Origin of the sequence: Arthrobacter sp. CJ23 (assembly GCF_024741795.1) — a bacterium.
In the GTDB taxonomy this organism is placed as follows: domain Bacteria; phylum Actinomycetota; class Actinomycetes; order Actinomycetales; family Micrococcaceae; genus Arthrobacter.
This window is the reverse complement of the sequence record NZ_CP102950.1, coordinates 727,521-748,740: the sequence shown is the minus strand read 5'-3', so window position 1 is coordinate 748,740 and position 21,220 is coordinate 727,521. Positions and strand designations below refer to the sequence as shown.

The 21,220-nt window shown below is 66.9% G+C and carries 23 protein-coding genes and 1 pseudogene; 14 read left to right on the top strand and 10 right to left on the bottom strand.

Annotation, left to right across the window (positions count from 1 at the left end; all coding sequences use genetic code 11):
• Positions 1-83 precede the first annotated feature (83 nt).
• Positions 84-284, bottom strand: a complete 201-nt coding sequence (locus NVV90_RS03385; protein ID WP_258439788.1) for a hypothetical protein — start codon at positions 282-284, stop codon at positions 84-86.
• A gap of 264 nt (positions 285-548) precedes the next feature.
• Here NVV90_RS03385 and NVV90_RS03380 point away from each other — a divergent pair, with 264 nt between their 5' ends.
• The 3 genes from NVV90_RS03380 to NVV90_RS03375 all read left to right on the top strand — a co-directional run bounded on the left by NVV90_RS03380 (position 549) and on the right by NVV90_RS03375 (position 3,646).
• Positions 549-878: a terminase gene (locus NVV90_RS03380; RefSeq protein ID WP_258439787.1), complete on the top strand. Its 330-nt coding sequence runs from the start codon at positions 549-551 to the stop codon at positions 876-878.
• Between the two features lie 470 nt (positions 879-1,348).
• A complete protein-coding gene (locus NVV90_RS21010; RefSeq protein WP_396125338.1) occupies positions 1,349-1,654 on the top strand; it encodes an HNH endonuclease in 306 nt (101 codons plus the stop codon).
• 114 nt (positions 1,655-1,768) lie between these two features.
• On the top strand, positions 1,769-3,646 hold the full coding sequence (locus NVV90_RS03375) for a hypothetical protein (protein WP_258439786.1): 1,878 nt from the start codon (positions 1,769-1,771) through the stop codon (positions 3,644-3,646).
• Between the two features lie 285 nt (positions 3,647-3,931).
• On the opposite strand, the gene NVV90_RS21005 is transcribed toward NVV90_RS03375, so the two are convergent.
• The 4 genes and pseudogenes from NVV90_RS21005 to NVV90_RS03360 all read right to left on the bottom strand — a co-directional run bounded on the left by NVV90_RS21005 (position 3,932) and on the right by NVV90_RS03360 (position 5,741).
• Entirely contained in the window at positions 3,932-4,069 is a 138-nt protein-coding gene (locus NVV90_RS21005; RefSeq protein ID WP_396125420.1) for a hypothetical protein, read from the bottom strand.
• A 9-nt stretch (positions 4,070-4,078) separates the two neighbouring features.
• A pseudogene (locus tag NVV90_RS21000) lies at positions 4,079-4,147 on the bottom strand (integrase); the annotation flags it as partial.
• A 389-nt stretch (positions 4,148-4,536) separates the two neighbouring features.
• On the bottom strand, positions 4,537-4,818 hold the full coding sequence (locus tag NVV90_RS03365) for a hypothetical protein (RefSeq protein WP_258439784.1): 282 nt from the start codon (positions 4,816-4,818) through the stop codon (positions 4,537-4,539).
• Positions 4,815-5,741 (bottom strand): EamA family transporter, encoded by a 927-nt coding sequence (locus NVV90_RS03360; protein WP_258439783.1) that lies wholly within the window; start codon positions 5,739-5,741, stop codon positions 4,815-4,817. Before NVV90_RS03360 ends, NVV90_RS03365 begins: the two co-directional genes overlap by 4 nt.
• Before the next feature lie 91 nt (positions 5,742-5,832).
• Between NVV90_RS03360 and NVV90_RS03355 the strand changes: the two genes are divergently transcribed.
• Positions 5,833-6,330 carry a MarR family winged helix-turn-helix transcriptional regulator gene (locus tag NVV90_RS03355; RefSeq protein WP_258439782.1) on the top strand — a complete coding sequence of 166 codons (498 nt, stop codon included), beginning with the start codon at positions 5,833-5,835 and terminating at the stop codon, positions 6,328-6,330.
• Positions 6,331-6,439: 109 nt separating this feature from the next.
• On the opposite strand, the gene NVV90_RS03350 is transcribed toward NVV90_RS03355, so the two are convergent.
• Positions 6,440-7,201 carry an NUDIX hydrolase gene (locus tag NVV90_RS03350; RefSeq protein WP_258439781.1) on the bottom strand — a complete coding sequence of 254 codons (762 nt, stop codon included), beginning with the start codon at positions 7,199-7,201 and terminating at the stop codon, positions 6,440-6,442.
• 76 nt (positions 7,202-7,277) lie between these two features.
• Here NVV90_RS03350 and NVV90_RS03345 point away from each other — a divergent pair, with 76 nt between their 5' ends.
• Positions 7,278-8,291: an SPFH domain-containing protein gene (locus tag NVV90_RS03345; RefSeq protein ID WP_309304113.1), complete on the top strand. Its 1,014-nt coding sequence runs from the start codon at positions 7,278-7,280 to the stop codon at positions 8,289-8,291.
• Between the two features lie 9 nt (positions 8,292-8,300).
• Entirely contained in the window at positions 8,301-9,197 is an 897-nt protein-coding gene (locus NVV90_RS03340; RefSeq protein WP_258439779.1) for a hypothetical protein, read from the top strand.
• 15 nt (positions 9,198-9,212) lie between these two features.
• Here the strand turns inward: NVV90_RS03340 and NVV90_RS03335 are convergent, their stop codons facing one another.
• Positions 9,213-9,584: a VOC family protein gene (locus NVV90_RS03335; protein WP_258439778.1), complete on the bottom strand. Its 372-nt coding sequence runs from the start codon at positions 9,582-9,584 to the stop codon at positions 9,213-9,215.
• A 126-nt stretch (positions 9,585-9,710) separates the two neighbouring features.
• On the opposite strand from NVV90_RS03335, the gene NVV90_RS03330 reads away from it, so the two are divergent.
• A complete protein-coding gene (locus tag NVV90_RS03330; RefSeq protein WP_258439777.1) occupies positions 9,711-10,442 on the top strand; it encodes a hypothetical protein in 732 nt (243 codons plus the stop codon).
• Positions 10,443-10,493: 51 nt separating this feature from the next.
• Here NVV90_RS03330 and NVV90_RS03325 read toward each other — a convergent pair whose 3' ends face one another.
• From NVV90_RS03325 to NVV90_RS03315, 3 genes are all read right to left on the bottom strand, one after another.
• Complete coding sequence (locus NVV90_RS03325; RefSeq protein WP_258439776.1) at positions 10,494-12,155, bottom strand: amidohydrolase; 1,662 nt, start codon at positions 12,153-12,155, stop codon at positions 10,494-10,496.
• A 47-nt stretch (positions 12,156-12,202) separates the two neighbouring features.
• Entirely contained in the window at positions 12,203-13,468 is a 1,266-nt protein-coding gene (locus NVV90_RS03320; protein WP_258439775.1) for an MFS transporter, read from the bottom strand.
• Positions 13,469-13,608: 140 nt separating this feature from the next.
• The gene (locus NVV90_RS03315) at positions 13,609-14,229 is read right to left on the bottom strand and encodes a TetR/AcrR family transcriptional regulator (protein WP_258439774.1); all 621 of its coding nucleotides are present in this window, start codon (positions 14,227-14,229) and stop codon (positions 13,609-13,611) included.
• Between the two features lie 132 nt (positions 14,230-14,361).
• Between NVV90_RS03315 and NVV90_RS03310 the strand changes: the two genes are divergently transcribed.
• The 7 genes from NVV90_RS03310 to NVV90_RS03280 all read left to right on the top strand — a co-directional run bounded on the left by NVV90_RS03310 (position 14,362) and on the right by NVV90_RS03280 (position 21,173).
• Positions 14,362-14,940: an SRPBCC family protein gene (locus tag NVV90_RS03310; RefSeq protein ID WP_258439773.1), complete on the top strand. Its 579-nt coding sequence runs from the start codon at positions 14,362-14,364 to the stop codon at positions 14,938-14,940.
• A gap of 28 nt (positions 14,941-14,968) precedes the next feature.
• Complete coding sequence (locus NVV90_RS03305) at positions 14,969-16,138, top strand: cation:proton antiporter (protein ID WP_258441058.1); 1,170 nt, start codon at positions 14,969-14,971, stop codon at positions 16,136-16,138.
• Positions 16,139-16,198: 60 nt separating this feature from the next.
• A complete protein-coding gene (locus NVV90_RS03300; protein WP_258439772.1) occupies positions 16,199-17,341 on the top strand; it encodes a hypothetical protein in 1,143 nt (380 codons plus the stop codon).
• Positions 17,342-17,568: 227 nt separating this feature from the next.
• A complete protein-coding gene (locus NVV90_RS03295; RefSeq protein WP_258439771.1) occupies positions 17,569-18,852 on the top strand; it encodes a hypothetical protein in 1,284 nt (427 codons plus the stop codon).
• Between the two features lie 127 nt (positions 18,853-18,979).
• Positions 18,980-19,603 (top strand): hypothetical protein, encoded by a 624-nt coding sequence (locus NVV90_RS03290; RefSeq protein ID WP_258439770.1) that lies wholly within the window; start codon positions 18,980-18,982, stop codon positions 19,601-19,603.
• 83 nt (positions 19,604-19,686) lie between these two features.
• A complete protein-coding gene (locus tag NVV90_RS03285) occupies positions 19,687-20,454 on the top strand; it encodes a YcnI family protein (protein ID WP_258439769.1) in 768 nt (255 codons plus the stop codon).
• A gap of 104 nt (positions 20,455-20,558) precedes the next feature.
• On the top strand, positions 20,559-21,173 hold the full coding sequence (locus tag NVV90_RS03280; protein ID WP_258439768.1) for a DUF4232 domain-containing protein: 615 nt from the start codon (positions 20,559-20,561) through the stop codon (positions 21,171-21,173).
• Positions 21,174-21,220: the final 47 nt, after the last annotated feature.

Sequence of the window (21,220 nt, the reverse complement as noted above, 5' to 3'; positions counted from 1 at the left end):
CCCAAGATTCATCCAGGCACGAAGGAGCCCCCGCCGTCTATCGATCGCGGGGGCTCGGCGCAATGGTTATGGCAGGACTCAGGTCACGGCTGGTGCTTCGCGGCCTTATCCTCTCGGGCCATCTCGGCAAGCCGGTCTTGCGCAGCCTGAGCCCCCGCATTCAGCAGAGCCTGCTCACCCTTGGGCAAGTCTCCACGGTGACGAGCAGGCGCTTGCCTACCGAAGGCTTCCACCACTTCGATGAGGTCTTTGCGTTCTGATGATCGATCTTCTTCTGTAGTCATGGAGTTCATCATGCCAAGAACAGGAACCAAGCGTTCAAAGCTATGGCAGACATAGGCGGGGCATGGGCCTATGCACCCTCCCCCGCCCCGGTTTTTCGCTCCTCCGGCCTAGCGGAATGTCCCTCCCCGCGTGCCGAAACGTTCGGCCCTTGAGGGGCTGCATGGCCCGTAGCGGCGCTAATTTCGCCTGTTTGGAACGGGGGTAAACAGGCACTTTCTAGGCCCTTCACGGGGCCTTTTCTGGTTAATTGAAAGGTTGTTCTGATGGCAGTACCGAGAGGCTTGCGGGCAGCAGGTAAGAAGTTGTGGGAGACCACCACCGCGGATTTTGAGTTGGCTGACCACGAGATGGCCCTTCTGGAGGAAGCCTGCCGGATCCGTGACCGGATTGTTGGGCTAGACGCCGCCGTTGTCACTGACGGTCTGATGATCCCCAGCTCCCAGGGGCCGCGGTTGCATCCTGCCGTAGCGGAGAGCCGTCAGCAGCGGTTAGCACTGGCGCGGTTGCTGGCGACGTTGCAGATCCCTGGCCTAGATGATGATCTGCCGACAGCTCGTGGCGTGCGCGGGGTCTACGGCGGCAAGCGTGGTTAGGCGCAGGCGCAAGGAACCTGATGTGACTCTCGGGGTTCCTTCCGATTTAGCGTCGTTTGATCCTCGCATGTGGCCGGGTGGTTCGGAGTATCAGCGTTGGGATGCTTGGCATGAGGCCCGCTGTTCGTGGGCTGAAGAGAACCTGCCTGACGGTATGGAGGATATGCCGGAATGGGATGGAGTGGTCCCGGACCAGCCGTGGGCTGAGGTGAACCTGTGAGGCGTAGGCCTGTAGTGGATGGTGGGCTGAACGTGCCCCGGCATTTGTGGCCTGACAGGGCTGCTGTGGATCCGATCGCGTGGCGTGATGCCCGGATGGCATGGGCGCGGCAGTATGACTGGGGCCGTCGAATGCTGGGGTTCCTAGCGTTCTTTGACGAGACAGTCTATCTGTATCGGACGGCGCTGGGCTTGAAGACCCCGATGGGCTGCGCTCAGCGTTACGAACGGCGCATCTCAGGCGCTTCGTAATGGCAACGTCACGGACGGGCACCACTAAGTGGCTGCGGGTGCGGGCTGCGGCTATCTACCGCGCTAAGCGGGCGGGCGTTACGCATTGCGTTGTGTGCGGCGTGGAGCTGGACTATGACGTTGGTCTTACGCCTAGCAGCGCTGAAGTGGACCACATCATTCCCCATAGCCAGGGCGGGAAAGACGATCTGGATAACGTGCGCGTCATTTGCCGCTACGACAACCAGTCGTTGGGCGGCAAGCAGAACAGCAGGCCGAAGCCGCCACGGGAGCAAGGGCCACTGCGGACAAGCCGTAAGTGGTAGTTGTTCCGCTTCATTGGGAAGCGGTTTGTGGGCGTAAGTGTGACGCCCAGTGAAATGACAAATTGCCAGCACCTATGACGGGTGGCTGGCTTTCCCGTTTAAGGGGGAACATTCATGGCCGGTGTAGAGCTCGGCGCGGCTTTTATCAGCGTGGGTTTATCGACTGGGGGTCTGAGTAAGGAGATCTCTCAGGTTTTTGGTGAGGCGTCCAGTAAAGCGGAGTCTTCGGGCAATGGAGTAGGCAAGAGCTTTTCTAGTGGTGTTGCTTCGGCGTTGAAGTCGGCCATGTTGCCGGCGTTGGCTACGGGTGGCGGGTTGCTGGCGTTCGGTCAGAACGTGGGTGCCCTGGCTGCGGAGGCTGAGCAGAACATGGGGGCTGTGGGTAGCGTCTTCAAGTCTGCTTCGGGGGATGTGGCGACGTTCGCCGCGGACTCGGCAACCAAGCTGGGCATTTCCAGCAGTGAGTACAACTCGTTTGCTTCGCTCATCGGTTCGCAGTTCAAGAACGCCGGCGTTCCCATGGATCAGCTCGCGGGGAAGACCAACGACCTCGTGACCAAGGGCGCGGACCTGTCATCGATGTTTGGTGGTACCACGTCAGACGCCGTGAGTGCTCTTAGCTCGGCGCTCAAGGGCGAGATGGACCCCATTGAGAAGTATGGCATCAGTCTCAATGACGCCTCTATCAAGGGCAAGATGGCCGAAATGGGTTTGTCTGGGCTTACGGGTGAAGCTGAGAAGGCCGCACGCACACAAGCGATCCTGGCGCTCGTGAACCAGCAGTCAGCCGACGCCACGGGCAACTTCGCTAAGGAGTCTGGAACTGCTGCGGGTGCCCAGCAGATCGCCAATGCCAAATGGGAAGACGCTCGTGCGACTCTTGGTGAGGCCCTGCTCCCGGCGATGACAGCCATTTCTTCCACGCTTTCGGGGATGGCGGGCTGGATCAAGGAAAACTCGGGGCTTGTCACCGGGCTTGCTATCGGTGTTGGCGGGCTTGCCGCAGCGGTTGTCATTGCTAATGCTGCCGCGTCCACGTTCGCGGCGGTTTCGGCCATTGTCAGAGGTGCCACGATGGCCTGGACTGGCATTCAGTGGGCGCTAAATGCGGCAATGACGGCTAACCCGTTGGGTATTGTGGTTGTCGCAATTGCGGCCCTTGTAGCGGCTGTCGTGCTCGCCTATAACAACGTCGGTTGGTTCAAGGACGGCGTCGATGCCGCGTTCAAGTGGGTATCCGAGGCAGCCGGCGCGATGGCCAAGTGGATCGGTGAAGCACTCGGCAACATTGGAAAGTTCTTCACGGATACGTGGAACAACGTGACCGGGTTCCTGCGCGATACCTGGAACAACATTGTGTCTCTCGTGCAGGGCTCGATCAGCAACGTCGGCGGTTTCATTTCTTCTGGGCTCAACATGTGGTTTGGGCTTGTGAGCTCGATCCTCGGCAACATTGGCGGGTTCTTCTCTGACACGTGGAACAACGTCATCAATGGCGTGGCCGGGTTCATCAGCGGGTTCCTTAAGTTCTTCAACGACCTACCCGGAAACATCATGACCGCACTCGCGGGCGCGGGTAAGTGGCTGTTCGACGTGGGCAAGAACATTGTCCAGGGCCTGATTGATGGCGTGAAGGGCATGATCGACGGTGCCGTGAACGCGGTCAAGGACGTCGGCGGGGCCATGTTGGATGGCGTCAAGGGCTTCCTTGGGATCCATTCCCCGTCCCGCGTGTTCAAAACACAGGTGGGCATGATGATCGGCGCGGGCCTCATCGAAGGCATCGACGCATCCCATACGGGGGTTACTTCGGCGGTGAACGGCCTGGTTGCAATCCCGCAGGTTCCGGCGTACGGCGCGGGTTCGTTCACGCCCGCGGGAGCAGGGGCGCAGCGCGTGAGTGCGTCCAACGTTTTCAACATCACGCAGGTTGACGACCCGATTGGGACGGCTCACGCGACTGCCCGCCGCTTCCAGGCAATGGGAGTCTAGACACAGAGAAACCCCCGCCGGCTAACCATGCTGGCGGGGGATCCTGTTGTTAAGTGGGCGTCCAGTAGGGCCACACGCGTGCGAGTCGTGCCCACATTTTGCCCACATCCTGCCCACATTTGCCGTGAAACATGGTGATTTACGGTGACGTAAAACCGCGGAATCTAGCGGTTTTCCTCTCCAGTAGTGGCGCGGGAGAGGTTTCAAATCCCACCGTCACCGCCAAGTAGCAAGGCGTCTAGATCGTTGATAACACAGCGAACTAGGCGCCTCGCTTTTTGTAATTTAGTCCCGTGAGCGCACTTTGAGCGCCACCTGTTGTGATGCTGCGGCATCGAGCGCGACTGCTACGGCGTCAAGGTCATCCGGGAACAGGTCAGCGTAGGTGTCCAGCGTCATTGTTGCGGACGCATGCCCAAGCATTGCCGGGACGCTTTTTACGTTTGCCCCTGCCGAGATCGCTAGCGACGCGGCAGTATGGCGGAGGTTGTGCACTGTCATTCGTTCAAGACCAGCGCGGCCAAGCGCACCTACGAACCAGCCCCTGCTTGTCTGGCTTGTACCGCCCCGCTTCATGTACTTGCCGTCGTCGCCAGGGAACTCAGACCACCCGTTGGACAAACATCAGAGGCTCCTCGCCACAGCCACGTCGACTCACAGGCAGGGCGTCCAATACGCAACGGTGAAGTGGCCCAACCCTGGTTCGGCGTCTCGACCTCGTCCAGTGCGGCAACGGCGAGGTCTTCGGCCGATATCCGTGACTCGCCTCTTAGATCGATGGGGATCTGGTTTCCTCCCCGGCGGTAGGTCCCTGTCCGTGTGCCGGGTCCGAATAGTGCAGGCGGGCTCAGGTAGGTCCAGTCCGCGGGATGTGTGGCGCAGGCGTTGAACTAGTCGACGCTGACCTGTGCGATGGTTCGCCACTGTCGGGGGACGAAGCGCGGGTCGTCGATTACGAGTTGCTCTGAGTCGGAGCTCTGGAGTGGGCCAGCGCCGCCGATCACGACGACGCGACGCCCGAAGTTCAGGGCCGCACCCAGAACCGTGGTCACCACGGAGCTGACGTCATCCTCCGCGCCGGGAGCTGGCCTGGTGGCGAGCACGATGACGTCGTGCTGTGCCGCGATGCGGGAGCCTGCCATTCCCGTCGCTCCGATAACGGCGATCTTCATGATGCTCTCCTTCTCTCTGCGGCGGCCATCGCCGGCTGCTTGACGTCGGCGTTCGTGCCCGTAGGTGGTTTTCTGCCGGGGCTGATCTGGCCGGCGGCGATTGCTGCCAAGGCAAGGGCGAATCCGAGCAGCTGGATTGCGCTTAGGGCTTCGCCAAGGAGGAGTGCTCCAAGGGCTGCTGCGACCAGTGGTGAGAGCAGTCCCAGCACAGCGGCCGAGGCGACGGGGAGGCGGGCGATCCCGCTGAACCACAGCGTGTAAGTCAGAAGCCCCCCGATGAGTCCCAGCCAGATGTAACCGGCCAGCGCCGAGCTGTCGATGGTCGTGGGCATTCCCTCGAAGAGCAGCGTGATCGGCAGGAGGAATAGCCCTCCGGCTGTCAGCTGCCATCCGGCCAGGCTCATTGCAGGCGCCCCTGCGGGCCGACCCCACTTCTTGGTGAGGGTGATGCCGAAGCCCATGGACACCGTGCCGAGCAGACCGGCGGCCATGCCGACCCCGTCGAGTGTCGCTGTGGAGCGCAGGACGACCAGGGCGACGCCAGCAATTCCGACGATCCCCCATGACAGGCGCCACGCGGAGATCGGCTCACGCAGGATGATCACGACGAGGATGGCGACGACCAGCGGTTGCGCAGCCCCGAGGGTGGCGGCCACGCCGCCAGGTAGCTGGTAAGCGGCAACGAACAGCAGTGGGAAGAAGGCACCGATGTTCAGCACGCCCAGCACGGCCGATTTCCACCACCAGGCACCCGTAGGTAGCGCACGGGCCAGCACGATCGCGAGCAAGCCTGCCGGCAATGCCCGAACCAGCGAGGCGAACAGTGGATGCCCCGGGGGCAGTAGCTCGGTCGTCACTATGTACGTCGTCCCCCACACTGCAGGTGCGATCGCGGTGAGCAGCGTGGTCTGCAGTCTGTTCACGATTAACTCCTTAACGTTCAACTATTCAACGTTGAACAGACTACGATGGTAGTCTGACTCGCGTCAAACATTTCAACGCTAAGAGGTTTCAGTGGAAGACAGCGTCGACCGCATCATCGCCCAATGGGCGCAGGTGCACCCTGATAGCGATGTCGGCCCGATGGGCGTGCTCGGAAGGTTATACCGCCTCACACGTCTGTTCGAGCGCGAATTGCAGGATGTATTCACTGAGCACGGTCTACAAGCGGGAGAGTTCGACATCCTTGCGACCCTGCGGAGGGCAGACACCGACGGGAACGGCCTGACCGCGGGACAGCTTGCCGACAGCGCCCTGGTCACATCGGGTGCGATCACAAACAGGCTTGACCGACTCCTCGCCAAGGATCTCATCACCCGCCAGGTCGACCCGCGCAGCCGCCGCACGATCCGCATCGCCCTCACCTCGCGAGGCCGCGAGATCATAGATGTGGCCTTGCGCGACTATCTCGTCAACGAAAAACGCCTGCTCTCCACATTGACAACCAGCCAACGCGAACAGCTCGAAGGCCTGCTCCGCGTTCTGCTCCACGACCGCGAGAACCAGACCTAACGGCCGGCGCGGGCAGCAGGTCAGAGCACGCTACCGCTCCAGGGACTCCAGATAACGGTCGTTCTAGACCCTCCGGACACCTTTGCACGGAACCGGACTGACCAAGGCGTCACTCCCCCGGCCGCATCAGCGGTGGGTTGAGCACGGCCCGCGCGGCCTGTCCCGCCGTCGTCCGGGCTGCCTCGGCGAGCCGGAAGAGCGCAGCCGGCCGGCCGGCGTCGCCTGCTGTCATCCGACCCGTGTCCTCCAGGAACCCGGGCGTGCCAGTCGCTTTGCGGTGGAAATTGCGAGGGTCCAGGCGAGTACCCCACACGGCCTCATAGACGGCGCGGAGTTGGGCGATGGTGAATTCCTCGCCGCAGAAGGCCGCGCCCAGGGGCGAGTATTCGAGCTTCGACTTCGCCCGCTCCAGGGCATCGGCGAGAATCCGCTCGTGGTCGAAAGCCAGCCGCACCTCACCGTCCAGCACCTCGCTGACCGGATACCAGGCCGCATGCTCGGCGTCGCTCCCGGCCGCAAGGACGGGGAAGTCGGGCGCCAGCAGCAGGTGGGCGACCGTGAGAATATCCCCCCGCGGGTCGCGCCCCTTTGGCCCATAACTCCCCAACTGCTCCAAGTGCCCGGGAACCTGCCCGACGCCGGTCTCCTCAGCCAGTTCCCGGCCGGCCGCCTCGAGCAGATCCTCTCCGGCCAGCACGAAACCGCCGGGGAGGGCGAGCTTCCCGCGGAACGGCTCGATGAGGCGGGTGATCAGCAGGACGTTCAGCGCGCCGTCGCGCACTGTAAGGGCGACGACGTCGACAGTCACCGGGAAGCGCGCCGGCGCCGGGTGGGATTCGGGCATGGATCCATCGTAGGTAGTTATCGTCACATTGACAATAAGGCTCCTCGCGCTCTACTGTTTGATTATCGTCAAAATGACGATAACAACGATTGAGGAGACCACCATGGCCAGCATCAAGCGCTACCCCTGGATCAGCCACTTCCTGGGCAGCCCCACCGGGTACGTCGTCCACCTGCAGAAGGGCCAGGTCAAGCACCAGGGCGTGGGGCAGGCGTTCTGGTTCCGGCCGGCGAACTCCGTGCTCAGCGAGGTTCCCGTGGACGACCAGGAACTGCCCACGCTCTTCCACGCCATCACCCGGGACCACCAGGACGTGAGCGTCCAGGCCAACGTGACCTACCGCTTCATCGACCCCGTGTCCGTCTCCAGCCGGCTCGATTTCGGGCTCCAGTCTGCCGGATCGGCACCGGCCACCGGGCGCGAACAGGTGGCCACGATCATCGGCCAGCTGTGCCAGAGCCACGCGATCGACCAGATCGCCACCACCACGCTGGCCGAAGCACTGGCGCGCGGGGTCAGCCAGCTCCGCAACGTCCTCGCCGAAGCACTGCGCGCGGACACCCGGCTGCTGTCCACCGGGATCGAGATCCTTGGCGTGCAGGTCCTGGCCGTCCGGCCGGAGTCCGACGTCGAACGGGCGCTGCAGACGCCGGTCCGCGAACAGCTCCAGGCCGAAGCGGACCGGGCCGTCTACGAACGCCGCGCAGTCGCCGTCGAGCGTGAACGGACCATCTCCGAGAACGAGATGGCCAGCCAGATCGAACTCGCCACGCGCCGCGAACACCTGGTGGCCCAGGAAGGCGCCAACGCACGGCGCGAGGCCGAGGAATTGGCCGCCGCGGGACTCATCCAGGCCCAGGCTTCGGCCGAACGCCAGGGCATCGGCGCCACCGCCGAAGCGAACCAGATTCGGCTGGTGGGCGAGGCCGCTGCTGCACGCGAGGCCGCCACCATGGAGGTCTACCGCGGCATGGAGCAGTCCACCTTGCTGGCCTTGGCCCTGCGTGACGCCGCCGGATCACTGCCCAACATCGGCAACCTCACCATCACCCCCGACCTCCTGAGCGGGGCCCTCGCCGGACTGTTCCGGGAGCCCGCCGGCAGCATCGAGAAGTAGGATCCGGTCATGGCAAACCCCCGTCTCGTCATCGTCCACCGGCGCACCGAACTCCAGGAACTCCTGGACCGGCACGCCACCCGCGGCCAGGCCGAGTTCTTCCTCCGCACCAGGGGCCGCAGCATCCAGGACGTCCAGGAACGCCACGACCGCCTGACCGCAGCCCTGGTAACCGTCCGCGCCGCGGTTCCGGGCGAGTGGCGCCGCGCCGACGTGGAGCGTGCCGATCTCAGCCGTTTCCTGCTCACCCCGGAGGACATCATCGCCGTGGTGGGCCAGGACGGGCTCGTTGCCAACGCGGCCAAATACCTCAACGGGCAGCCCGTCATCGGGATCGACCCGGAGCCGGGGGCGAACCCTGGCGTCCTGGTCCGGCACACGCCCGCCGCCGCGGCCGCGTTGTTGAGCGATGCGGCCAAGGCCGGGCCGGAGCGGCTGCTCTGCCAGGAACTCGCCACCGTGACGGCACGCCTCGACGACGGGCAGGAACTCTCCGGACTCAACGAGGTCTTCATCGGGCACACCTCGCACCAATCGGCCCGGTACCAACTGACGACGCCGGACGGAAGGGCCGAACGGCAGTCTTCCTCCGGACTGATCATCTCCACCGGCACCGGCGCCACGGGCTGGTGCGCCTCCATCGCCATGGAACGCGGCGGGCGCGCCCTGCCGGCACCCACGGATTCCCGGCTGGCCTGGTTCGTCCGCGAAGCCTGGCCCTCACCCATCACCGGAACCTCCCTGACCGAAGGCATGCTGGAGGCCGGAGAAACACTCCGGATCACCGTGGCATCAGATCAGCTGGTGGTGTTCGGCGACGGCATGGAAGACGACCGGCTCACTGCCTCCTGGGGCCAGGAAATCACGGTGCAGCTGGGCGAACGGCCGCTGCGGCTGGTGGGATAAGGGGCCGCAGCCACCTCACACGTGCTGGTCCACGAGCACCGTGTTGCCGTCGGGGTCCACCACCATGAAGCTGGCCGGCCCCGTGGATTCTTCGTCTGCTTCGGCCGTGAACTCCACGCCCTTGGCTTTCAGCTGCCGCTGGAGTTCGCGCACATCGGTGAATTCTTCGAGCGCTTCTGCGCCCTGGTTCCAGCCAGGGTTGAAGGTCAGCAGGTTCCCCTCAAACATTCCCTGGAAGAGCCCGATGACGGTCTCGCCGTTCTTCAGGATCAGCCAGTTCTGCGTGATGTCGCCGCCGTGGTGGCTGAATCCCAGCTTCTCGTGGAACGCGGCTGAGGCCGCGACGTCCTTGACGGCAAGGCTGATTGAGAAGGCTCCGAGTTGCATGATTGCTCCACTCTGAAGGATGAATTCCTCCGATGATAGCCGTGGCCCGGCAACAGCGGAGCGCCAACACCGGCATGGTTTCCCACAGCCCTGTGAATGCCCCTGCGCCTGGCCATAGACTGCCTCATGTTGAAGAATTTTCTCTACCTCAACGAACCCATGCTGGACGGTTTCCTCAGCGCACTGGGAGCAGGCTCCCCCAAGGCGGCCGGCGCCGGTTCCGGCGTCGAGCAGGACGGCCAGGACAGCGCAGATCAGGCCGCAACCCCTGAAGCCAAGTTCGAACAGCTGCTCAAACTGGCCAGGCGGCACGCCAAGGCCAGCGCCTGGATTACCGTCGCAGACGTCGACGCCGATCTCAAGGAAGCCCACCGGGGTGCCATCCTGGAGCTCGAATGTGAGATCTTCGTGCCCGACGCCGCAAAGGCCTTCTCCCCCTGGGCCTCGTTCCCGCAGCTCATGGAACAGCTGGAGGCTTACTGGCCGTTCGCAGGCATGATGAACCCCGGAGCCAAACGGAACCTTCAGGAACACTTCCGCGCCAAGGGCATGGGGGCTCCGTTCGGATCGCACCTGGTGTTTGTCGGCGACATCGAGGGAACAGATGTGCGCATCGCCGGGAAGCTTATCGGCACGCATCTGCGCGGCGACATCGACGGCTACGCGCACGTGGTCGGCAAGGTCACCACGCAGTGGGACGCAGGCCGGTGGAAGCCACTCATTTCAGTCCCCGACATGGATCCCGCCGCCCGCGAAAAGCGCCGGGAAACGGAACAGAACGGCCCCGCCCCGGGCCAGGAACAGAACTGGCTGGAGGGCCCCGCCTTCATGCTGGACGTGCTGGCCATCTACCGATAGCCCGCTTCCCCGGGCGGTGACCTGCGGGGGCGGTCGGAAAGACACCCCCACCTACCCCGGGTACCGCACCTGTCCGCCCACCACCGTGAGCGCCACGGAGGCCGTCAGCAGCGAGTCGAGGCCGGCGTCGAACGGGTCGGTGTCCAGCACCACGAAGTCGGCCAGCATGCCCGTGCCAAGGCGGCCGAGATCCTGCTCCCTGCCGCAGGAAAACGCGGCGTCCCGGGTGGCATGTCCCAGCGCATCGGCCAGCCCCAGGGCGTACTGCGGCAGGTTGGCCGGCAGGCTCTGGTCCAGGGCGGACTTCCGGGTGGTGGCAACATACATGTTGGGCAGCGGCTGGTGCGGGGCCGTGGGCGCATCCGAGCCCAAGGCAAGGGTGGCCCCGGCCTCGGTGAATTCGGTCCACGGGTAGGCGCGTTCAACGCGGTGGTCGCCCAGCATGGAGCGCCAATTGTCCTGAATGGCCGGGTCGGAGTGCACGGGCTGCATCGAGGCCACCACCCCCAGCCGGGCCAGGCGCTGCACGTTCTCCTCGGTGACAGTCTCCAGGTGCTCGATCCGGTGCCGCCGGTCCCGCTCCCCGTTGACGAGGCAGGCGTGTTCGAGGGCGTCCAGGGCGGCGTCGGACGCGGCATCGCCGATGGCGTGCAGGGCAATCTGCAGGCCCGCCGCGTCGGCGGCGGCCACCACCGGCTTGAGGTCCTCCAGCTCCCAGATCAGCCCGGCGTTGCTGCCGTCCGCGTAGGGTTCCTTCATGGCGGCCGTGCAGCTGTCGATCACGCCGTCCACAATGATCTTGATCCCGGCGAGCCGCAGCCACGGGGAGTTGACCTCGCGGCTCAGCTCCGATGCGCGGGCCACTTGGGCGAGGTTGCCCTCCACGCTGCCGGTCTGGGTGATGAGCCAGTGCCCGGTGACGCGCAGCGGCAGGGTCCCGCCGCCGTCGGGCTGGCCGGAAGCGCCCGGCCCGCCGGCGGAAGCGGCCAGAGCGCGCTGCATCGCCGCGAGGTCGTCCTCGCCCATGGCCATGTCGATCCCGCCCGTGACGCCGGTGGACAGGTAGTGCCCGAAGGCGCCTGCCAGCTGCGCGTCCCGCTCGGCGTCGGTGGTTACGGAGGCCAGCGTGGGCCAGGCGTACTGCTGCGCCGCGGTCTCGTAGAGCATTCCCGTGGCCTCGCCGGTGGCCGGATCCCGCTGGATCTTGCCGCCGATGGGGTCCGGCGTGTCCCGGTCGATCCCCATTTCGGCGAGCGCGGCGCTGTTGACCCACATCGAGTGGACGTCGTTGGAGTCCAGATAGACGGGACGGTCCGGGATCACGACGTCGATCATCGCCGCCGTCGGCAGCCCGCCGGGGATGGCGGGGAACAGCCAGCCGCGGCCGAGGATGCGGGCGGCATCCGGGGCGGCGTCGACGGCGGAGCGGAGCCGGGCCTGGATCTCCGGGAGGCTGGCGGCGTCGCGCAGTTCCACCTTCTGCATGGCTTGGCCCATCATGAGCAGGTGCGTGTGGGCGTCGATGAAACCAGGCAGGACGAAGGCGCCGCCGAGGTCAACGTGTGTGGCGGTTCCGGCCAGGCGGAGGGCCGTGGATTCCTCGCCCACGTAGGCGAGGCGTTCGCCGTCGACCAGCATGGCCTCGGCCGTCTCCGGGCCGTCGGCGGTGAAGATCTTGGCGTTGCGGTACAGGGTGCGTGCTGCGGTGGTCACAGGTGGTCCTTCTGGTTCAGGCGGTTGGGTCTTGGCCAACGGAGGGGTCAGGCGATGGCGGCGTGGTTGAATTCAGGCTGGCTCCCGGAAGCCGAGGCCTCCCGCTCCACGCGGGTGGACAGCCGGGCGATCACCGTGAACGGCACCAGCAGGACGAAGCTGAAGCCTGCCAGGATGACGGCGAGCGGAACGTAGCCGAGGGTCTCCGCGATGAGCGTGCCGAACAGCGGGGAGAACGCCGAGCCGATGAGGTACACGCCCAGCAGCGGCGCCGACCAGCGCCCGGAGGCATCCAGCGCCGACGCCACCGCCACCACGTACATGAAGGCAATCGCGTAGACGGTGTTCCAGGCGATGACGGACACCATGTACCAGGTGGGGTCGGTGGCGAAGCCGGCCGCGAGCTTGAGGACGCCGCCAAGCACCAGGAGGGCGGCCAGCGGCACGGTCCGGCCCAGGCGGTTGCCCACATAGGCCATGGCGGCACCGGCAACGAGCCCGCCCGCGGTGGAGGCGCTCAGGACCAGTCCGAGTTCCTGCTCCCCCACACCGGCCTGGGCGGTGCCCATCGAGCCGGCCACGGCCCAGAGCGAGTCCTCGCCCAGCGCCCACAGCGCGAAACACGCCAGCAGGGTGAAGCCGGCGAGCGTCAGGCGCCGCGAGGCGGCAGGCGGGCGCCCGACGTCGGGCCTTCCGTCAGTCTCCGGGGCGTACGGAACGTCGCGGGCCGGCGTTGCCTCGGCCACGGGCAGCCACCCGGCGCTGAAGAAGGCGGCCAGCGAGAGGCAGGCAAGGAAGCCGAAGGCGCTGAGCATGCCGGTGCCGAACAAGGGAATGAGCGCCAGGACCACGGTGACGACGGCACGGTTGGCCAGGCCACTGATGCCGGAAACACGGTTGGGGTTGCGCAGCGCTGCGAGCGCCGCGCCACCGGCGGAGACGGCGCCGCCGCCACCCAGGCCGCCGAGGATGATGCCGACGATGGCCACGGGCGTGGACGGGATGAGCGCGGCTGCGCCAAAGCCCGCCGCGGCAAGGAGCAGCCCGGCCCGGGCCACCACATATCTGCCACTGAGGGCCGTCCAGCGCGAGGTGAGCAGGCAACTGGCCGCCGAGCTCAGGAGGCAGGCGGTCATGATGGTGCCGGCCGCGGTGGGGCTGAGGCCGTGCCCGTCCATCAGGGCAATGATCATGAGGGGCACGAGGTTGGCGGCCATGAATCCGACCACGCCGATGCCGAAGGTCGAGATTCCTCGGCTGAAGGTCAGGGGCACACGGCCCCCGGAATCAAGGGAAAGGGAAGTCTTGCTCACAGGAGGTCTCCACGTCTGTTGCGGAACGCCGCGTCATTGCGGCAGGGATGAAGTTGGGGTGAGAGCCGAATCACTAAACGAAAGGCTTTCGTTTAGTATGAAACGCATTCCCGTTCCACGCAAGAGCCTGGAGGGTTTTTCTAGGAGCGGGCTGCCTGGTCCCGCCGGAGCCGCAGGCCGTCGATGAGGATCTCCAGCCCGAACTCAAAGGCGTCATCGGCCCTGTTCCGGAGCCCGGCGGCGCTTTCAACCGCCCGGCCAAGTGCGGGGGACGAGCCGCTTGCGGCCTCCCAGACATTGCCGGGAGCGGCCAGGTCCAGGGCGGAGCCGAGGGCGAAGCTGTCGATCATGGCAATCGCCGAGGCGACGTCCGCCCCTTCGAAGCCGGCCGCCTCCAGCGCGCCGGCGATCCGCTCATAGAGCGCGATGGCCTGGGGGTCCCGGACCGTCTGCATCACCATCAGCGGAGCCGTCCGCGGATGCCGCGCAAAACTCCCCCGGTACGCGCGGATCGCGGCGCGGAGCACGTCCGCCCAGCCGGCGTCGGCGTCCACCACCAGCGGGCTCTCCTCAAGGAGCCGCCCGCGGACCAGCTCCAGGATCTCTTCCCGGCCGGACACATGGTTGTAGATGGAGGACTGGCTGACGCCAATGCGCTTCGCCAGTTTGGGGAGGCTGAAATCGCCGGACTCGTCGATGAGTTCCAGGGCGGCGGTCACCACGGCGTCGATGGAGATCAGGGGGGTGAGCGGGCGCGCCATCGGGTGGACTCCTGGGGGTCGGGTAGCACCCAAACTACCAGCCGACGCCGGCTGGAGGCGCCGGCGCCTCTTGAGCTCCCGCAGCACCGTGAGTACTGTGAAGCCACTATCCAATGGGCCGCGGAGGCAGCTGTGGGCGGAACGTCGAGGAGCAGCACCGACTACGAATTCGTCACGGTCTGGCGCGTGGCAGGCACCCTGGAGGAGGTCAGGGACGTCCTGGGCGACGCCGCTTCGCTGGGCCGTTGGTGGCCTGCGGTCTACCTCAACGTCACCACCCTCACCCCGGGAAACCCCGATGGCACAGGAAAAGTGCTGGACCTCTTCACCAAAGGCTGGCTGCCCTACACGCTCCGCTGGAAACTCACAGTAGCCGAACCCATCACCACCCACGGCTTCGCCATCACCGCCGCCGGGGACCTCAACGGGACCGGCCGCTGGACCTTCGAAAAGGACGGCCCGGAGGTGGTCATCCGGTACGACTGGAACGTCGGTGTCGCCAAGCCCCTGCTCCGGCGCCTCAGCTGGCTCCTGAAACCGGCGTTCTCCGCCAACCACCGCTGGGCCATGGCCCGCGGCCAGGAGAGCCTGGCACTTGAGCTCCGCCGACGTCGGGCCGGAACGGATCCGGGAAGGGTCCCCAAGCCGCCGGGCCCCACCTTCGCCCAGCTGGCCCGGCTCGCCCGCCGCAGCGGGCAAAAGAGCCGCTAAGCCACCGCCGCCGGCACAAGGGAGGATGATGTCGTTCTTCCAGCTGTCGCTGATCGCCGCCGTCGCGCTGCTGGGTCCCCTGCTCGCGCTGCCCCGCACCTGGCACCTGCCGGTGGTGCTCGGCCAGCTCCTGGCGGGCATCGTGATCGGACGGACGGGCTTCGGGCTGGTGGATCCCGGCGACCCCACCTTCACGCTGATGGCCGACGTCGGATTTGCCCTGGTCATGTTCGTGGCCGGCACCCATGTTCCCGTGCGCGACGAGGAGATCCGGGCCGCACTGGGCAGCGGCGCGGCCCGGGCCGGTGTTGCCGCCGGGCTGGCAGCCGCCGTGGGGATCGGCATCGCGGCGGCGTTCGGCACCGCCCATGCACCCCTGTATGTGGTGCTCCTGGCCTCGTCTTCCGCGGCGCTGGTGCTGCCGATCGTCGACTCCTTGCGCTTGGGCGGCCCGAAGGTCCTCACGACGACGGCGCAAGTGGCGATCGCGGACATCGCCTGCATTGTGGCACTCCCCTTGGCGGTCGATCCGCCCAACGCCGGGCGCACGGCACTTGGGGCGCTCGCCGTGGGCTCGTGCTCCGTACTGCTGTTCTTCGTCCTGCGGGCTCTGGAACGCAGCGGGATGCGGGGCCGCCTGCACGAGGTCTCCGAGGACCGGAAGTTCGCCATGGAACTCCGGATCCAGTTGGCGCTGCTGTTTGCCCTGGCCGGGCTGGCCGTCTTCGGGCGCGTCTCCATCATGCTGGCCGGGTTCTCCTTCGGCCTGGTGGTGGCGGCCGTGGGCGAACCCCGCCGCCTGGCCCACCAGCTCTTCGCGGTGAGCGACGGGTTCCTGGGGCCGGTGTTCTTCGTCTGGCTCGGGGCGTCCCTGGACGTGCATGACCTCGGCAGCAATCCGCCGATGATTCTCCTGGGGCTGTGCCTGGGCGCGGGCACGTTGCTGGTCCATGCCGCCATCCGCCTGCTTGGACAGCCTCTGCCGCTGGCCGTCCTCTCGGCCTCGCAGCTGGGCATTCCCGTGGCGGCGGCCACCATCGGAAGCCAGATGAAGCTGCTGGAACCCGGCGAAGCGGCGGCCCTGGTCCTGGGTGCACTGATCACCATCGCCGCCAGCGCCCTGGCCGGAAGCCGGGCCGCGCGCCGGTTTGGCCGGGCCCAGGAATCCCGGACCGCGCCGGTTGATCCGGCATCTTGAAAATCCCTCCCGCCGAGGCGGAGCATGTGCATTAACCGTTCATTGTGATGGAGGTTCGTCATGTCCCAGCCAGCACACAACCCAGCCGAAAACCCCGGCTCGGCGGGCCCCGCCAAGCCAAGCCCTGCCGCCCCGTGGATCCGCGCAGTCGTGGCCGGGCTCGGAGCCGCCGTGGCCGTGGCGATCGTGGTCCTGGCCTTCCTGTGGCCCACCGCGAGCTCCAGCATCAAGGACTTCCCGCTCGCCGTGGCCGGCCCCAGCCAGCAGGTGGAGCAGTTCAGCGAGCAGCTCAAGGAAAGGTCCGGCGTCTTCACGGTGACGGCCGTGGCCGACCGGGCAGCCGCCGTCGAGCTCTTGGAAACCCGCCAGGCCGCCGCCGCGGTGGTGCTGGGCAATCCGGCGGCAGGGCAGGCCCCTGAGGTCATCAGCGCGAGCGCGTCCAGCCCCGTGTCCGCCCAGCTCACGGGCCAGCTCACCGCGGTCCTGAACCAGCAGATGCAGGCGCAGGTCCTGCAGGGCATCCCGGCGCTCCAAGGCAAGCCGCTCCCGCAGGTGACCACGTCCGAGGTGGCCCCGCTGGCAGCGTCGGACACCCGCGGCACCGGCATCACGGCGGCCGCGTTCCCCATGGTTTTGGGCGGCATCCTGGGAGGCATTGTGACCACGTTGCTGGTGCGGGGGCCGTGGCGGAAACTCACCGCCATCGCCGTCTACTCGGTGACGGCAGGCGCCCTGCTCGTCTGGATCCTGGAAGGCTGGTTCGGCTTCCTCCAGAACAACGCCCTGGTCAACGCGGCAGCCATCGCCCTGGCCCTCGCGGCCACGGCTTCCCTGGTTGCCGGGTGTGCCGAACTGCTGGGCCCGCCGGGGATCGCGCTCGGCGCCGTCGTCACCATGTTTATCGCCAACCCCATCTCCAGCGCCGCCGCCCCGAAGGAATTCCTGCCCGGGCCGTGGGGTGCCATCGGGCAGGACTTTGTGCCGGGGGCTTCCTCCACCCTGCTGCGCAGCCTCAGCTACTTCCCGCGCGCCGACACCGCACCGCAGTGGCTCGTGCTGGGGCTGTGGACCGCCGGCGGCGCGGCGCTGCTCCTGCTGGGACTCCTCAAGGTCCGCGGGCCGGCACCGGAGCCGGTTGCGGCAGCTGCGGCTCCTGCTCCCGCGCACGCTCCCGCACCCGCGCCCAAGCACGCCTCACACTGACCCATCCGACGCCGGGCCGGCGATACCCCTATCGATTGGGCGATTCGGGCCGCTGTGGCGCATGGATTCCGGCCCGAACCGGCAAAGCGGTGTTCGGGTTCCGACTGGCCCCGAAACGGAAACACTATCTCCGGTAATCTCGGAGCGACAGCTGTGCCACTTGGAAGTGACCCGGGCGGCACGGGACAACCGGCTGCACGAACCATGGATCCCCGGAAGGCGTAGGAATGTCTAAGAAGAGCCAGAAGCCGAAGCGCAAACCGGGTGGCCACCTCAGCAGCGTCCCCTCAGTTCCGAAGATGCCGCTGCAGCTCGTGATGAATCAGCGCGTGGTGGATTCCCTCACTCCTGAGTTTGTCCGCTGGTTCGAAGGCTTCGGAGAAGCCCCGGACGCACTTCACTGCCTCCAACTCGTCAAGCTCATCATCTCGGCAGGCCATGCCCTCCACGGTGAAAGCTCCGCCACGCAGTTCACGCTGGACGGCTTGGAAGAGGCCGCGCTGGCCCTCGCGGACAACGTCCACCCGGACGAATCGGACGAAGCCCTGGACGGGTTCTACGACGAGCTTCACCTCTACGTTGACTTCCTGATGGAGTCCGGCCGCTGGACCGGAAGCCGGGAGGACTACGACGAAGTCCACGGGTTCCTCTCGGGAGAAGCGGACGATGATCTCCCGGACCTCCCGGACATCCAGGTTCCGGAACTGAGCGACGCGGAGCAGGACCACGCGTTCTCCGAGCTCCCGCTGATCCAGCGGACCACCCGCCTGCTCGACTGGGTCGGGGCGGGCAAGGAGGTCACTAGCACGGGAGCGCTCCGACTCAAGGACATCGAGGCCGCGGCAGCCGCCGTCAGCATCGAGGCCAAGGGCAAGAAAAACGCCAAGCGTCCTTTTGAAGCGTGGGAAGGCGACGAGGCGCACCTCAGCGCCGTCCTGGAAGTCGGGTCCATGCACGATGTTCCCGTGCTGCGCGAAATCTGGATAGCCCTGTTCCAGTCGGGCATCCTGTCCCTCGGAGCCACCCGGGCAGTGCCTGGCGAGGAAGCCGGCACCTGGAACAGCAAGGACACCGCGGCCAGGAACCGGATCCGGCAGATCTTCCTGACGGCGTTCCTGGTCGATGCCCTCACGACGCCGGGCGGCCCGTGGTCCACCGGACCGGAACTGGACAGCATGCTCGCCATGGTCCTGGTGCAAGGCGGCTCCGCCGAGCCCATGGAAGTCGCCGAACTGGCCAGCCTTGCAGACACAGGCGCCGGCGGAGACATCGTCAGGGGCTTCGCGGCCATGCGGGCCCGGACCAAACTGGCAAACCTTGCCGAGCTCGGCCTGGTCGCCGCCGGAACCCACTACACAGTGCCTCCCGTGGTGATCGGCGGCGTGCCGCCTGCCATCGCGCTGGTCCTCATGGAAGTGGACGGGGACTTCGAGCCGGAGGAGTTCGCGACGGCGGCAGCACCGCCGTCGAACGTCATTCAGATGCGTGCGCCCAAGCCCGCATCACACTGACCCATCCGACGCCGGTCCGGCGACGAACCACCGGTAGAATTGCCGGGTTGACCGCCCGCCACCGGGAGGTCCGCCACGTTCAAGAGCGTTAGTTGACAGCGATTCACCGGCCAGCGAGGGAGGACCCGTGCGCGCACCGCATGCCCGGACGCCCTTCCACGCCCTGCGGTCCGCGGCTTTGTCAGCCACGATCGTGGCGCTCGCCGCAGGAGCTCACGTCCTGGCTGGCGGCCAGCTTCCGGCGGCCCCGGTGCTGCTCGCGCTCCTCGCCCTGACCGGTCTGGTCACCACCACGGCCACGCGCTTCAAGCTCGGGTTCCCCGTCCTGGGCGCCCTCCTGGGTGCCGGGCAGCTGGCGCTCCACGAGGCCTTCACCGTCTTCAGCCCGCTCGGCATCACGGCCCCCGGGCAGTCCGGCCACCACCTCGGAACCGGATCTCCGGTGCCGGGAATCGACGCCGGCGCGGCCCACCTGCATGAGCTCGACGCCCCGCTGGGCTGGCTCATGCTCACCGGCCACGTCCTGGCCAGCGCCGCCTCCGCCCTGGTCCTGGCCAAGGGCGAGCAGGCCCTCTGGCAGCTGGCCGCGTGGCTCCGGCCGCTCCTGCGCGTGCTCCGGCTCGTGTTCAGGCCCGACGCCGGCAGCTCGCCGGTGGCGTCAGGCGCAACTGCGCTGTTCACCCCCCGCCCCTGGCGGAACCTCAGGCAAGACAACCGCCGCGGCCCGCCCGCCGTCGTCGTACTTCCCTGATTCCGCCCGGCACCTCCCTATATCGGTGACGGGCACCTCCCGTACTCTGGCGCCCCTTCGCGCGCCCACCGAAAGGCAACACCTTGAACAAGACCTCGCTCCGCCGCGCCCTCTCCGCCACCGCAGTCGCCGGCGGCACCGCCGCCCTGATGCTGGCCGGCCTCTCCGCCGCGTCCGCGCACGTGGGCATCGATCCGAACAAGACCGAGGCCAACTCCTACGCCCTGCTCACGTTCGGCGTCCCCCACGGCTGCGACACCTTCGGGACGACCAAGATGACCATCACGCTGCCCGAAGAGCTGAACGACGCCACCCCCACGGTCAACGCCAACTGGACGGTAGAGAAGGTCACCCAAACCCTGGCCGAGCCGAGGAAACTGGCGGATGGCACGTCCATCACCAAGCGCACCAGCCAGATCGTCTACACGGCCAAGGCACCCTTGGACCCGCACCTGCGCGACGCCCTGGTCCTGTCCGTGAAGCTGCCCGACGCCGCCGGGAAGACCCTGTACTTCCCCACGCTGCAGAACTGCGAGCAGGGCCAGACTGACTGGGCCGAGATCCCCACGGAGGGCCAAGACGCACACTCGCTGAAGTCCCCGGCGCCCTCGGTCACCGTCACGGCCGCCGCAGCGGCTGACGGCCACGGCGCCCACGCGGCGGCCGAGACCGTGCCCACGGAGCAGGCCGCGTCGGTGAGCGACGACGGTTCGCAGGCGCGCAGCTGGGCCGGCCTCATCGCCGGCGTCGCGGGCCTGGGCCTGGGCGGCGCGGCCTTCTTCCGCAGCCGCTCGGCCAAGGCCGGCGGCGCCGGCAACGCAGGCGGTTCGGCGGGCACCGCAGCCAAGTAACAATCCCTGAGGTGGCGTCCGGATCATCACGATCCGGGCGCCATTTCCGTGTCCCGGCCGTGGCGCGGTTGACTCGCCCCGCCGCCGTGGCAAGGCTGGTGCACATGTGGACCCAACGATTCAAGACCGGTCTTTTGCTCACGACTACGGCGGCGTGCGTCTTGCTGGCGACCGCCTGCGGGCCGGCGCAGCCCCAGAGTTCGACCAGCCCTACCTCTTCGTCGGCCTCAGGATCGGCGTCCGCTTCGCCGTCGGCGTCGGCCTCCCCCAGCCCCACCTCCACGGGAAGCCCCGCCACGGAGGGCCTCTGCAAGGCCGCCTCGCTGAAGGGTTCCCTGGATTCCAGCGGCGGCGGGGCAGCCGGCAGCGTCTACATGAAGCTCCTCCTCACCAACACCGGGACCACGCCCTGCGTCCTGGAAGGCTTTGCCGGCGTCTCCCTGACCGCCGACGCCACGGGCGCACCGATCGGTGCCCCCGCCGAACGCGACGAAACGCAGCCCGTCGTCAAGGTGCAGCTGGCCCCCGGCCAGACCGGCACCGCGGTGCTGCGCTACACACAGGCCGGCAACTACCCGGACTGCACCGCCGCCGAGGCCGCGGGCTACCGCATCTACCCGCCCAACGACACCGCTTCCCTGTTCATCGCCCAGCCACAGCGGGCCTGCAGCAACGCGGTCATCAAGCTGCTGAGCGTCACGGCGTTCCAGGCTTCCTAGCGAGCCGGCCGCCGGGCCCGTTGTCCCGGCGGCCCGTTGTGCTGGCG